This is a genomic window from Tepiditoga spiralis, assembly GCF_014701195.1.
Taxonomy (GTDB): Bacteria; Thermotogota; Thermotogae; order Petrotogales; family Petrotogaceae; genus Tepiditoga; species Tepiditoga spiralis.
Map to the genome: position 1 here is coordinate 2,016,608 of NZ_AP018712.1, position 14,903 is coordinate 2,031,510.

At 24.3% G+C, this 14,903-nt stretch carries 11 protein-coding genes and 2 CRISPR repeat arrays; of the genes, 10 read left to right on the forward strand and 1 reads right to left on the reverse strand.

Going from position 1 to position 14,903, the window contains the following annotated elements; translation table 11 throughout:
- The 6 genes from folB (at nt 1) to IGS63_RS09485 (ending at nt 5,965) form a co-directional block, all read left to right on the forward strand.
- Entirely contained in the window at nt 1-375 is a 375-nt protein-coding gene (gene folB, locus IGS63_RS09460; protein ID WP_190614455.1) for a dihydroneopterin aldolase, read from the forward strand.
- Nucleotides 359-832, forward strand: coding sequence for a 2-amino-4-hydroxy-6-hydroxymethyldihydropteridine diphosphokinase (gene folK / locus IGS63_RS09465; protein WP_190614456.1), 474 nt, complete (start codon nt 359-361; stop codon nt 830-832). Before folB ends, folK begins: the two co-directional genes overlap by 17 nt.
- 466 nt (nt 833-1,298) lie before the next feature.
- Nucleotides 1,299-2,387: direct repeats of the CRISPR family, unit length 36 nt; unit sequence GTCTGAATGCTACTCTTCCCTGTAAGGGATAATAAC.
- 259 nt (nt 2,388-2,646) lie between these two features.
- A complete protein-coding gene (locus tag IGS63_RS09470) occupies nt 2,647-4,437 on the forward strand; it encodes an AAA family ATPase (protein ID WP_232521200.1) in 1,791 nt (596 codons plus the stop codon).
- A 492-nt stretch (nt 4,438-4,929) separates the two neighbouring features.
- A complete protein-coding gene (locus IGS63_RS09475) occupies nt 4,930-5,196 on the forward strand; it encodes a hypothetical protein (RefSeq protein WP_190614458.1) in 267 nt (88 codons plus the stop codon).
- Nucleotides 5,197-5,260: 64 nt separating this feature from the next.
- Nucleotides 5,261-5,512, forward strand: a complete 252-nt coding sequence (locus tag IGS63_RS09480) for a hypothetical protein (RefSeq protein ID WP_190614460.1) — start codon at nt 5,261-5,263, stop codon at nt 5,510-5,512.
- A 15-nt stretch (nt 5,513-5,527) separates the two neighbouring features.
- Nucleotides 5,528-5,965 (forward strand): PIN domain-containing protein, encoded by a 438-nt coding sequence (locus tag IGS63_RS09485; RefSeq protein ID WP_190614462.1) that lies wholly within the window; start codon nt 5,528-5,530, stop codon nt 5,963-5,965.
- A 139-nt stretch (nt 5,966-6,104) separates the two neighbouring features.
- On the opposite strand, the gene IGS63_RS09490 is transcribed toward IGS63_RS09485, so the two are convergent.
- Entirely contained in the window at nt 6,105-8,666 is a 2,562-nt protein-coding gene (locus tag IGS63_RS09490; protein ID WP_190614464.1) for a hypothetical protein, read from the reverse strand.
- Nucleotides 8,667-9,589: 923 nt separating this feature from the next.
- Between IGS63_RS09490 and IGS63_RS09495 the strand changes: the two genes are divergently transcribed.
- The 4 genes from IGS63_RS09495 (at nt 9,590) to IGS63_RS09510 (ending at nt 14,863) form a co-directional block, all read left to right on the forward strand.
- Nucleotides 9,590-10,054, forward strand: coding sequence for a 4Fe-4S cluster-binding domain-containing protein (locus tag IGS63_RS09495; RefSeq protein ID WP_190614466.1), 465 nt, complete (start codon nt 9,590-9,592; stop codon nt 10,052-10,054).
- Nucleotides 10,036-11,691 (forward strand): anaerobic ribonucleoside-triphosphate reductase, encoded by a 1,656-nt coding sequence (nrdD, locus tag IGS63_RS09500; RefSeq protein ID WP_190614468.1) that lies wholly within the window; start codon nt 10,036-10,038, stop codon nt 11,689-11,691. Before IGS63_RS09495 ends, nrdD begins: the two co-directional genes overlap by 19 nt.
- A 301-nt stretch (nt 11,692-11,992) precedes the next feature.
- A CRISPR array of direct repeats spans nt 11,993-13,312; the repeat unit is 36 nt; unit sequence GTCTGAATGCTACTCTTCCCTGAAAGGGATAATAAC.
- A gap of 223 nt (nt 13,313-13,535) precedes the next feature.
- Entirely contained in the window at nt 13,536-13,883 is a 348-nt protein-coding gene (locus tag IGS63_RS09505; protein WP_190614470.1) for a double zinc ribbon domain-containing protein, read from the forward strand.
- Between the two features lie 218 nt (nt 13,884-14,101).
- Entirely contained in the window at nt 14,102-14,863 is a 762-nt protein-coding gene (locus IGS63_RS09510; protein WP_190614471.1) for a vWA domain-containing protein, read from the forward strand.
- The last annotated feature ends 40 nt before the right edge of the window (nt 14,864-14,903 follow it).

Genomic DNA, 14,903 nt, shown 5'->3' on the forward strand with positions numbered 1-14,903 from the left:
ATGGATAAAATAATAATGAAAAATTTAGGTTTTTATGGTTACCATGGTGTTTTAAAAGAAGAAAATAAATTAGGTCAAAAATTCTTTATAGATGTTGAAATGTATTTAAACTTAGAAAAAGCGGGAAAAACAGATGATGTTAATGATACTATTTCTTACGCCGAAACATATAAAGTTGTAAAAAAAATAGTAGAAAATGAAAACCACAATTTATTAGAAAAAATAGCTCAAAGAATATGCAATGAACTATTTAAAGACTTTGAAAAAATAGATGAAATAAAAGTAAAAATAAGAAAACCAGAAGCACCCGTACATGGAATATATGATTACTTTGGCATAGAAATAAGGAGAAAAAGAAATGAAATCATATCTTAGTCTTGGAAGCAATATGGGAAATACAAAAAAAAATATAGATTCTGCTTTACAAAAATTACAACAAGATTCAAAAATAAATATAACAAAAAAATCATCTTATTACAAAACTGAACCCGTTGGTTATAAAAATCAAGAATGGTTTTTAAACATTGTAATAGAAATAGAAACAACTTATACTCCATATGAATTACTAAAAAAATGTAATGAAATTGAAAAAGATTTAAAAAGAAAAAGAATAATAAGATGGGGACCAAGAACAATAGATATAGATATTTTATTGTATGAAAATTTCACATCAAATGATAAAAAATTAACAGTACCTCACCCAAGAATGACAGAAAGAGGATTTGTTATGATTCCACTATTTGAAATAGTTCCAGAAATAAAAATAAACAATAAACCCATAAAAACTTATATGAAAAAATTTGATGAAGATGTAATAAAAATAAAAGATTAATAATATTAAACAAATAATTCTTTCAAATGAAAAAATTATTTGTTTAATATTTATATAAATAATTGTTTTTTTCACATTATTTTTTTCACTCTGATTAATAATTTATTATTTTTAAATAAACACATAATAGAAAAACAAGCAAATAAAAATCCTGTTATATACATTCTCACTAAATAACTCCTTTAAATTATAAAAAAGTTATTTTTTTATTAAAAAAACAAAAAAAACACTTGCAAAATAAAAATAAATGTGTTATAATAAACATGAATGTAAAGTTTCCGGAACATTGGCAAAAATAAAAAATCGCATAAATAAAGGGTTTGAGCAAAATAGGTTTGGAACTAAGTAATAATAAGCATTACAGACGAAATGGTGGTAGAAAATGAAGATAAGAAAAATATCACAAAGAGAGTTTGGAAAATACGGCATTGAAATCCACTAATAAATAGGCATTCAAATGTTAGCAGTCTGAATGCTACTCTTCCCTGTAAGGGATAATAACGTGCAGGACTTACAAATCCTACAACATCGTAACCAGCTGGTCTGAATGCTACTCTTCCCTGTAAGGGATAATAACACCAATTCGCTCTCATCCATTACTTCTGCTATGACTTCAAGTCTGAATGCTACTCTTCCCTGTAAGGGATAATAACAAGTTCTCCAACCTTACTGTAAATTTTCAATTCTTCACGTGTCTGAATGCTACTCTTCCCTGTAAGGGATAATAACAAGCTAAGAACCTTTATCAATTTAACTATTTCTTCATTACGTCTGAATGCTACTCTTCCCTGTAAGGGATAATAACTTTAGTGCCATTTTTATGGCACTTAAAACTTCGTAACTCGTCTGAATGCTACTCTTCCCTGTAAGGGATAATAACTCTTTGCTAAGCTAAGAATCTTAATTAGCTTAACAACTTGTCTGAATGCTACTCTTCCCTGTAAGGGATAATAACGTGAATTTCCCACCAGATTCCTTAGGATGGATAGAAATTGTCTGAATGCTACTCTTCCCTGTAAGGGATAATAACGTGTCATCTCTATAATCATAGAGATAACAATTTTTCCTTGTCTGAATGCTACTCTTCCCTGTAAGGGATAATAACTTTTTTACTTTTTTCTACTTGTTTCATTGCTATAGTGGGTCTGAATGCTACTCTTCCCTGTAAGGGATAATAACATATATCCTTCGCCACTTACTTCATAACTTACTATATATGTCTGAATGCTACTCTTCCCTGTAAGGGATAATAACAAAATCACCTATAACTTTTTCAGCTGCGTTTCCTAATACGTCTGAATGCTACTCTTCCCTGTAAGGGATAATAACACGATATAGCATATTCACTACTATATGCATCATCATCATGTCTGAATGCTTCTCTTCCCTGTAAGGGATAATAACATATTAAGAACCCTTACTAATTTAATTAATTCAGCTTCATGTCTGAATGCTACTCTTCCCTGTAAGGGATAATAACACATTTGCTTTTGTTTCTAACTCTTTCTTAAAAATTTTGGTCTGAATGCTTCTCTTCCCTGTAAGGGATAATAACTTGAAAAAAATAAAGATGCATTTTCAATGAAAATGCATCTTTATTTTTTATTCAGAAAATGATGCTATATCTTTAACTTCACAACATTTTAATGTATCTAAAGATTTTATTCATTCTATAATGAATAATAAATTTTAAAAATTATTTTGTAAATTCCAATATGTACTAACTATTTCTTTTTTATACTTAAAAAATGTTTTTTTATTTTAAAGTAGATTTGATATAATAACATGTAAGGATATAAAACGAGGTGATAAAAATGAAAAAAAGACTTCCAATAGGAAGAAGTGACTTTAAATCATTAATAGATGACAATATGTATTTTGTAGATAAAAGTATGTTAATCAAAGAAATTATTGAAAGTGGAGACGTTCTATTAATAACAAGACCAAGAAGGTTTGGTAAAACTCTCAGTCAATCTATGATGAAATACTTTTTTGATATTACTCAAAACAACGAATACATCTTTAAAAACTTAAAGATATACAAAGAAAAAAATATAATAGAAAAACATTTAAATAAGCACCCAGTTATATACATCACCTTTAAAGATTTAAAGTCTAATAACTTAAAAAAGATGCATGATTTATTAGCCATGGAGCTTTCAAGGTTGTATTTAAAGCATAAGTATGTTTTAGAAGTTTTAGATAATGAAGAAAAAATTATATATGATAAAATAATGGGTAGAGAAGCTTTAGATGCTGATTATGAAAATTCTATAAGAAGTTTATCAGAATACATGGAAAGATATTATGGTAAAAAAGTAATAATATTAATAGATGAATACGATACTCCCATTCAACAAGCTTACTTACACGGATACTATGATGAAATAATATCTTTAATTGGTAACTTGTTTGGCATGGCTTTAAAAGACAATGTATATCTTGAAAAAGCAGTTCTTACTGGAATAACAAGAGTATCAAAAGAAAGTATCTTTACTGGTGTGAATAACTTAAAGGTTTCTACTGTATTGAATGAACTATTTAATGATAAGTATGGTTTAACTAAAGAAGAAGTTGAAGAAACACTTAAGTATTATGAGCTTGAATATGAAGAAAAAGAAGTTATAGATTGGTACAATGGTTATAACTTTGGCGGTGTTGAAATTTACAATCCTTTTTCTATTATAAACTTAGTAGATGAAAAAAAGATAAGACCATATTGGATGAATACGAGTGGGAATTATTTAATAAGAAAACTAATAAAAGAAGGAACTGTTAATATAAAAGATAATGTAGAAAGGTTAATAAACGGAGAAGAAGTAGAGTGCGAAATAATAGAAACAATGGTTTATGGTGATTTAAACTTAAACAGTGAAAGTGCAATTTGGACATTATTTTTATTTAGTGGTTACTTAAAGTGGACGAGTAAAAAAAGAAAAAATAATATAACAATGTATAAAGTAAAGATACCAAATGAAGAAGTAAAAGATTTTTTTGTACAAACAGTTAGAAATATGTTGAGAGAATCAAATATAAACATTAATAATATACTATTGAACCTAATAAATGGATACATAGAAGAGTTTAAAGAAGACTTTCAAAAACTAACAATGAATACATTGAGTTATTTTGACGTTAGCGGAGAAGAACCAGAAAGATTTTATCATGGACTAATACTTGGAATGAGCGTTGGTTTGAAAGAAAAGTATATAATAAAGAGTAATAGAGAAACAGGACTTGGAAGAGCTGATGTTATATTAATTCCAAAAGATAAAACAGATAAAGGAATAATTATTGAGTTTAAAAAGTTTTATAAAAACGAAAAAACACTATTAAATAGTGCTAAAAATGGATTGAAACAAATAAATGAAAAGAAGTATGAAGAAGAGATAAAAAACTATGGTATAAATGATATAATAAAAGTTTCAATAGCTTTTGATAAAAAAGAGGTTGAAATTGTTAGTAATTTAGATAAAGATGTTGAATTAACAGAGATGGAGAAAGTGGCAAAAGGAATGTTGAAAAAAGGATTAGATATAAATATGATTTCTGAATTAACTAATATTCCAATAGAAAAAATAAAAAATTTGTATGATCATTTATAAAATAAACTTAAAAAAATAAAGATGCATTTTCATTGAAAATGCATCTTTATTTTTTATTTATTTAACTAATGTCGAATATTAATTTAGAAAAACAAAAAAAGAGAGAGAAAAATGACTTTAAAAGACACATCAATAAATTTAAATATTGATATAAAAGAACTTTTGTTTGAAGAAGTTTATTTTGTAATCACCAATTGAGAATATGAATTCTGCACAAACAAAGAATGAAATTTACCAAAAAGATGTAAAAATTGTAGAAATAACAAACAAATATTTAATAATTTTTTCTAAAAAAATAATTCATAAAAACATATAGATAATAATTAAATTAATAATTATAGAAATTTAAAAATATATTTTTAAATAATGTCGAATAACATTTTATAAATGAAACAAAAAATTTATTAACTACTTTTAATTTACTAAGAATAAGTAGAAAAAATAGTACATTATTCAAAAACTATATTTATTTTAAAAAAAAGGGGGGATAATTTGACAATTGTAATGGTATTTATAACTGCAGCATCTTTGTTATTTATGATTAGTATTTGGATATTAAGAATTAGAAAAATGATTATTGAACTTTCAAAAGGTAAATTTATAGAGTTTTTTAAATTACTTTTAACCGTTTCAATAGATATATCAATTTTTATGTTAACATTACTCATAGTGGGAAAAACTATGTTTGGATTACAAGTTAGTGCCATACTAAATGTAACTACTAGCTTTTTAATTAAATCATTATTATTTAAAAAATAAGTTTTAAATAGGAAAACAATATAGAATGACAAAGTAAAAAACATAAGAAAGGTGTGTGATTTTTATGAAGCAAATAAAATTATCAAAAACAGCTGAAAAAAGTTTAAATAAATATGGAATAAATAGAAAAAAAATAATTGATGTAATAAAATTCGGAAAATTTTATTACTATAAAAATTATAGAGTTTATTATATTCCAAAGAAAAAAACAACAGCATATAAAAATTTAGAAAAATATAAAAATCTATTTGTTGTTTTATCTGATTTAAAAGTAATAAATATAATAAAAACATCAAAATTAAAAATTTTAAATTAAAAAAAGGGGGAATTTATGTCTAATATAGTAAACTTTAAAAATAAATCAAAAAAATCTACACCAATTATTTTAGATACTAATTCAATTATAAACAATATCAATAACTGTAAAAATTTAATTACTACATATAATAATGTAATTATACCTTTTATGTGTATTGAAGAATTAGAAAAACTAAAAACATCACCTAAAACGCATTATGCCGCTCAAAAAGCTATAAAATTTTTAGAAAAATTTTATAAATTAAATAAAATAAAATTTATTAATTCATTTCCAAATCTTCTACCAATAGAATATCAGGAATTAAATCCAGATAATTTAATACTTTCAGTATGTATAAATTATAAAAAAGAAAATCCAATTTTTATAACTTCAGATAAATTATTAAAAATTAAAGCAAAAGCATTAGATATAAATACATATGATATAAACGAAATATTTATAATATACTAAATATTTTTGGTAGCATAAAAAATTTTGTGTAAACGCTTCTTCTTGAAAGGTAAAAATTGATAAAAAATAGTAAATAATACCCATTTTATAACATACCTTAAAACATAAAAAGCTGAGATAAATATCTCAGCTTTTTATGTTAATCAAAAATTATTTTTGTTATATTTTTTTCTTTTGAAATGTAAGCATTCTCAAACTCTTTTTTAATATCTTCTTTTATTTCCTCAATAAAATCTACACTACTATCTTTTTCATTTTTTAAATTTTTATTTTCAATAATTTTTATATGTAATATTTTTTCATCTTTTGAGTTATCTTCAAACCAAGTTGGATAAATTGCAGAAACTCTACTATGTTTGGTAAAATGATTAAACTGTCTTGCTTTAAAAGCAATTTTATCTATAATTTCAAGTTCAAACGTTATTTTATCTATATTATCATAAATATTATTTTCTAATCTTTTTGCAGTATTATCAAGATCTTTATAGTTTTCTTCTTTAAGATACTTTTTTATATTTTCAAGGTCAGTTTTATAAACTTTATAGAATTCAAATTCTTTTGTCTTATCAATTAAATAAAAAATTTCATTTTTAGTTCTTTCAATCCTATTTTTATGATAACTATCTGTTATTATTCTATCTGCTTGAACATCTGTACCATCAATAAATTTTATCCATTTTGCTAAATGAATTACAATTTTTTTTAATTTATTATTCATTGGATTATATATATTAATTAACTTATCTGTTTTTATTTTTAAAGGTTTTATAAAATTTTTTTCTTTATCCTTTGAATTTAAATCTTCTTCAACCTCTAAATAACCCCTATGATACTTACAAATCATTTTTATTGCTTCTTTTACTTCTTCTGTTTTATCTCCAAAAATCTCTTTTAAAGTTTTTGAATTTGAACTAAATGGTTTAATTTCTGCTAATATATCATATTCTTTATTATCTATTAACTGCAAAGTTAATTCATTATGCAAATCTCTAACTAAAGATGGTAATGAATCCAAATAATAAGTTTTTCCATCAACAAAGTATTTTGGATAAGTATGGCCTAAATCATGAATATTTAAGGCTACACCAAATATAAAATACAGTAAATCTTTATAAGAAATATCATTATTATATTCTTCTTCTAAATTATCAACATTCAAAAAAATACTTTCACTAAGAGTATTTATTAAATTGACTGTAAACTCCATTAAACGTTTACTATGTCTTTGAGAATGCTCTACTGTTTCTGGAATTTGATCTCCCATCCACATAGTTGACCATTTTTTTATTATACCATCTTTTAAATAAGCTTTTAAATTGTTATTTTTTAATAAATGTAAATATTTTTCACCGTATCCAAAAGGCATTTCTCTTTTTTCTTTTAGTTTATCAAATATTTTTTCAAGTGGGAAAAAAGAAATTATACCCTCATTTGAAATTTTCATTATTTTATATAAAATATCTGGAAAAGATAATAAATCAGATAAGTCAAACATTTCTTTATTTTCCGAATCTTTATAAGCTTTTAAAATAGAATAAGATTCATCTATATAATTATAATCCCAATCAATGCCAAATTGAGGTATCTTAACGAGATTATGTTGTCTTTCATATTTATAATAAAAATTTTTTTGATTGAACATAGAATAAAAACTTAATATTATACCTAAATATTTCACTCCTGGAGCAACGTCAATTATTATTTCATTGTTTTTTTCTTTTTCAAATATTCCATCCATTATATCCCAAATTTCTTTAAACGTAGTTGACGAAGTTTTATAATCATCAGGATTAAAATTTAACTTTCTATATTCAATCTCAACACCTTTAAAAAATTTTTTAAAGGTGTAAGTTAAATAATAATATATTTTATTTAAATCATTTTGAAAAGTTAAATCTAATTCTTCAACTATATTCTTTTTTATATTCTCGTAAGGTTCGTTCAATAATAAAATAATTTTTTTTATATTAAAACCTTTTTCTTTTAATAAATAGATTGTTTGAAGTTCTGGAGTTAATTTAGAATTTTCATAATCTAATTTTTTTAAACTTTTTAAGTTATCAAAAACTGTATTTCCTGTTTTTTCATTTTTTCTATTACCTGTAATAGCTTGGCCACAAGGCATAATTACTGTTACATCATTCAAAAGTTTATTATTCACATAATTTATTACATCTAAAAATAATTCATTGCTATTTTTATTATCATTATTGTATTGTTTAAGTAAATTATTTATAGTATTTGTTGACAATATTTTATCATTATATTCATTAATATCATCTTCAGAAATTTTTTCATATCTATTTATTTCATATTCTTCAAAAAACTCAAAAGAACAAATTTTGTTTTTCTTTTCAATTTCTAACATATAATTTATATTTTTTGAATAATTTAAGTTAAATGGTGTTAAATACTCATATAAAATAATTTCTGGATCCTTTTTTATTACGTACTTTACTTTTACTATTAATTTAGAATCTTTTAATTTTTCAATAAGATCGTGTTTTATTTTTATACTTTTTTCATTTTCAATCCAATATTTTAAAATACCTGTGCTTTGTTTTTCTAAAATTAATTTTATATTTTTATCTGTATACCACTGTATAATTCCAATTTTTTTCACAGCATTTTCCTTTAATTTTTTTAATTTTTCTTCATCATCTTTAAAAATTAAATATTTACATTTATTTTCTGTTTTCATAAAATCACTCTCCTTTAAAATTAATTTATAATTAATTTTACCATAATTTTATTTTATTTTGTATATAAAACATAAAAAATTTTTTTAAATTAAAAACAAATATATTATAATAAATAAAAATGTAAAATTTATAATGTTTAATGTATAATAAAAGTAAGCCAGGAATACAATTGAAAAATGGACCAGGAAGGAAAAATGCCCCTTTGAAGGGGCGAGTCCAGTGGACGGAGGGATGTGGTTTATTGTTATATTAGTTATTTATTAGTATATAGAAAATTAGAAGGAGAAACACCCCTCCGAAAAAACCTCGTCCCCTCAAGGGGACATTTATAAACTTAAATATTATGACATAATATACGCTTCCACAAATGAAAGTGTTTAAAGTATAAAAAAAAAAAGCCAGGAATAAAAAAAAGGATCAGGGAAGAATTTATAAAATCTTTGGATTGATTGGAGAAATTATAATATTAACAAACTCTTAATGTTTTCTGAAACCTGTTTTTTTCAGCGTTTTATTTTTTTGGCCCATTTTTCAATTGTAAAATACATTTATAAAACATTACTAAAAAAATTCATAAGTAAAAAATTTACAAATATACGTTTAAACTAATAAAAACCAAATAATACTCTTCTCTTTAAGTAATAAAATATACTCTCAACAAACTTAAAGAACATTTTGTTTTTTATACTCTTATGATAGTTTTACCTATGTAGCTATTGATCTTTTATAAATGTTATTATTTTATTATCTAAAGCTTTAAATGCAAATAAATATGATATAAATAAAATATTTATAATAATTATTAATATTAAGAAGACTTATACTCTTTAAATATTTAAAAAAAATGATATAATAAATTCTGGTCAAATATAAAAAAATAAATATAAATTTAATCATATTTTATAGTGGGAGGAGAAATCTAATGTTAGAAATAGCAGGTTACATAGAAGAAAGTTTAACAGATGGTCCTGGAATAAGAAGTGTAGTTTTTTTTCAAGGATGCAGCCGTAATTGCAAAGATTGTCACAATAAATCTATAAATGAAAAAGGAAAAGGAAAAAAAATAACAATAAATGAATGTTTTAATATGATAAAAAAAATTTCAAATAACAAAAAAATAACTATCTCAGGAGGCGAACCTTTAGAACAATATAATAACCTTTTAAAATTAACAAAAAAATTATATGAAAATAAATATGATATATGTATATATACTGGAAATAATTTAAAAGAAATTCCAAAAGAACTACTTTATTATATAAATTATATAAAGGTAGGATATTTTGATAATAAAAAAACAAATGTTGAGTTAAATTATTACGGTTCAAAAAATCAAAAATTTTATAAAATAGAAAAAGGAGAGAAAATATGTCTAAAAGAAATTTAGCAAATACAAAAGATAATTCCATAAATTTAATATTAGAAAAATCAATTGATTATCAAAAAAATTATATTTTAAAAAGTATAATACCATTGAATTTATCTAAAAATCATAAAAATAAAAATTTTTGGATACATGATCTAGAGTATTATGATATATCACACAATTGTATAGGATTAAATATAAAGACTTTAATAAAAAAAGATAATAAAAATATTTCTTTTGAAAAAGCATTAAAATTACTTTATAAAAAAATTGTTGAAATAACAAATATACAATCAGGCGGAATTGGAATAATAAACTTTGATACTGATATGGCCTATTATTTAAAAAATGAAACAAAAAAAGAAATTTCTTATCATATTAATGATTTTTTTAACAAATTGAACTTACCAATTAGAAAAGGATGTGAAAAACCTTATGTAACTTTAAATTTTGGATTAGATACTTCTGAAAAAGGTCGATTAATTTCAAATGTTTTGTTAGAAGAATTCGAAAAAGGCAATGATGAAAATGAACCTTATATTTTTCCAAATTTAGTATTTAAAATAAAAAACGGTATTAATTATAATGAAAAAGATATTAATTATGATTTATTAATACGAGCTTTAAAAACAACTTCAAAATGTATGATACCAACTTATATGAATTGTGACTCTCAAATAAACAAAAGAGTTGATTCTAAAGAAATAGGAATAATGGGATGTCGTTCACGTATAGTAAACAACATTTTTGGTAAATCTACTTCAATAAATAGAGGTAATATAGCTTCCGTTACCATTAATTTAATAAAATTAGCAATAAATTCCAATAATAATAAAATTCTTTTTTATAAAGAATTAAATAATTTAATGGAAGAATCTAAAGAATTACTAATACACAGATTAAATAAAGTTTCAAACAGTAATATGAATGAATATTTTTCAAATAATAAAATATATATTGATTATGATAAAGATTATTATAACATGTTAAAAAATGGCACTTTATCAATAGGATTTATTGGATTATGGGAATCTTTAGCTATATTAAAAAACGAAAAAATAAAAACTATAAACTTCATAGAAAATAATTATAATGAAGCTATTCAAATAATTAAATTCATGCATAACAAAATAAATCAATTTACAAATAAAAATAAATTAAACTTTTCATTATTAGCAACATCAGGAGAAGGAATATCAGGAATATTTCCAGAAAGTGATAAAAAAATCAAAAATCTAAGTACATTACAAAAAAGCATTATAACTAAAGGGTATTATAACAATTCTTTTCATATTCCCGTAGAATTACATACAAAAATATCAAATAAAATAAAATATGAAGGAAACTTTCATAAATATTGTACAGGCGGCTCAATATCTTATGTTGAATTAAAAGAAATACCAACAAATAATATAGAAGCACTAAAAGAAATAATCCAACTATTTTATATAAATGATTGTAATTATTTTGGTATAAATTTTCCATTGGACAAATGTAAAGATTGTAATTACATAAATAAAATAGATAAAAGTTGTCCCAAATGTGGAAGTACTAATATTATAAAATTAAGAAGAGTTTCTGGATATTTATCTGAAGAAAATAAATTTGCTTCTGGAAAGAAAAAAGAATTAAAAAATAGAAAAAATCATTCTTTATAAAAATCTAAGTAACTCTTTTAATTATAAAAGAGTTACTTTTTTTATTAAAAAAAGATAAAAAACACTTGCAAAATAAAAACGAATGTGTTATAATAAACACGAACGTAAAGTTTCCGGAACATTGGCAAAAACAAAAAATCGCATAAATAAAGGGTTTGAGCAAAACAGGTTTGGAATCAAGTAATAATAAGCATTACAGACGAAACGGTGGCAGAAAATGAAGATAATAAAAATATCACAAAGAGGGTTTGGAAAATACGGTATTGAAAGGCACTAATAAATAGGCATTCAAATGCTAGCAGTCTGAATGCTACTCTTCCCTGAAAGGGATAATAACCTATGACTTCTAACTTGAAGCCATAGAGAAGCTTTGAAAGTCTGAATGCTACTCTTCCCTGAAAGGGATAATAACAAGCTAAGAACCTTAATTACCTTAATAAGTTCTTCTCTAGGTCTGAATGCTACTCTTCCCTGAAAGGGATAATAACATAATTAATAACTCGTGTCAAATGTTTATTTTGTATCAAAGTCTGAATGCTACTCTTCCCTGAAAGGGATAATAACAATTATTCAACGGATATAGAATATCCGTTTTTCAGTGCCAGTCTGAATGCTACTCTTCCCTGAAAGGGATAATAACGGGTTCTTTGACATATTAAGAACCCTAATAAGTTTTACCAGTCTGAATGCTACTCTTCCCTGAAAGGGATAATAACTGGTCACTTATAAAGATCCCAACTATTCTATTTCTATTTTGTCTGAATGCTACTCTTCCCTGAAAGGGATAATAACATAATTAATAACTCGTGTCAAATGTTTATTTTGTATCAAAGTCTGAATGCTACTCTTCCCTGAAAGGGATAATAACTGATTTCTTATTTTACTCTTATAATTACTACTGTTGTAATGTCTGAATGCTACTCTTCCCTGAAAGGGATAATAACCCATCATTTTCTAAGTACATTTTTTCATTTTCCATTACGTCTGAATGCTACTCTTCCCTGAAAGGGATAATAACTGATAAGGATTCTTTGACATATTAAGAACCCTTATCAATGTCTGAATGCTACTCTTCCCTGAAAGGGATAATAACTTTAACAAGCCGGGCAATTATTTTAAAATATATCTTCTAGTCTGAATGCTACTCTTCCCTGAAAGGGATAATAACTTTACTCATTCTTTCTCACTCTCCTTTAGTATTTTTTAAGTCTGAATGCTACTCTTCCCTGAAAGGGATAATAACTTTAGATGATGGCTTTTTCGTATATGGATTTTTAGCTAAGGTCTGAATGCTACTCTTCCCTGAAAGGGATAATAACACTAAACCGTCCGTGTCGCGAAAGACACGGACGGTTTGATGTCTGAATGCTACTCTTCCCTGCAAGGGATAATAACTTGAAGCCATAGAGAAGCTTGGATAAAGCTATTTTTAGAGTCTGAATGCTACTCTTCCCTGCAAGGGATAATAACTTACCATCTTTTTCTAAATATATTCTTTCACTTCTTATTGTCTGAATGCTACTCTTCCCTGAAAGGGATAATAACTGCTAATGTTTTTATCAAACGTAAAAACATTAGCCAATACGTCTGAATGCTACTCTTCCCTGAAAGGGATAAGCATTTTCTTCAACAACTTTATGGAATTTTATTTTTTTATTCTTTTCTTTTTCTTACGATCATTGATCCTTTCAAAATTCTTTTATTCTTCTTTTCTAAATTTATCCTTTAATCTTTTTTATAAAATATTTTTAATATACTAAATAAAAGAAAGATAAATCTTTATTTAGTATATTAATGTCGAATAACAATATGGATAGTACATAAATAAAAAGTGAGGTGAGAAAATGACTTCAGGTTGGAAAAAATGTCCTAATTGTGGGGAAGAAGTACGAGATTATAACAGAAAATGCTTTAATTGTGGATGGATTTTTTATAAAAAAAAATGTCCTAGATGTGGAAAATATATGGATGATAGTACAAAAGAATGTCCTAGATGTGGATGGTATTTTTATTGGAATGAATATATCGGAGAAGATGATGGTTGTTATGAAAATTATGAAGATGATAATGATTACGAAGAAAATTATGAAAATGATTGGGATTTTTTAACTGATTTAGCTAGTGATGTTTCTGGTATAGATTCAGATTACATTGGAAATGCTGGAGACATTCTTGATGATTATGGATATTAATATTCTTTTTATTCTACCTTTCTAAATAAATCTAAACTAATGTCGAATATTAATTTAAAAAATACAAATTAGTGGTGTATTAAAAATGTTTGAATTTTTTATTGGCATAGTATTAGGAACATTATTTTCAGAAAATTTAAAAATATTTATAAAAAAAATATCAACTTCTAATGATGAAAAAAATAATTAATTAAAAAATCTTGAAGGGAGGAGGAAATATGAAAAATAGCATATTAGTTAGAACAGAAGATTTAATTAATAATCCAACACCAAGAATTCCAATATGTTTATGCTTAGATACAAGTGGTTCAATGGATGCACTTAGCGGAAATTTTAAACTAACAGGAAAAACTTGTTTTAAAGATGGGAAAGAATGGAATGTTGCAACAGGTGGAGTAACTAGACTTAGCAAACTTCAAGATGGATTAGAAATTTTTTATAATGCCATTAAAACAGATGAAATAGCATCAGCTTCTGCTGAAATTTGTATTGTTGAATTTAATGATAATGCAAATTGTATATTAGATTTCGCAAATATTAAAAGACAAAAAATTCCAAATTTAAAAACATCAGGAAATACAGCAATGGGCAAAGGAGTAAATTTAGCCTTAGATTTATTAGAAAAAAGAAAAGAAGAATATAGAGAAAAAGGTGTAGATTATTATCAACCATGGTTAGTATTAATGACAGATGGAGAACCAAATGGAAATCCCAAAGAATTGTCAAGAGCAATTGAAAGAACAAGAAAAATGATTGAAAATAGAAAACTAACTATTTTTCCAATAGGTATAGGTGACGAAGCTGGAATGGAAACATTACAAAAGTTTTCTCCAAATAGGCAACCATTAAAATTAAAAGGTTTAAAATTTAAAGAATTTTTTACTTGGTTAAGCCAAAGCGTATCAAGAACTTCACAATCAATGCCAGGAGAAAAAATACAATTGGATATCGAAAAAATCAAAAGTTGGGGAGAATTATAAAAAAATATTACCATTATAAACAATCTTTTTAGTTCTTTCA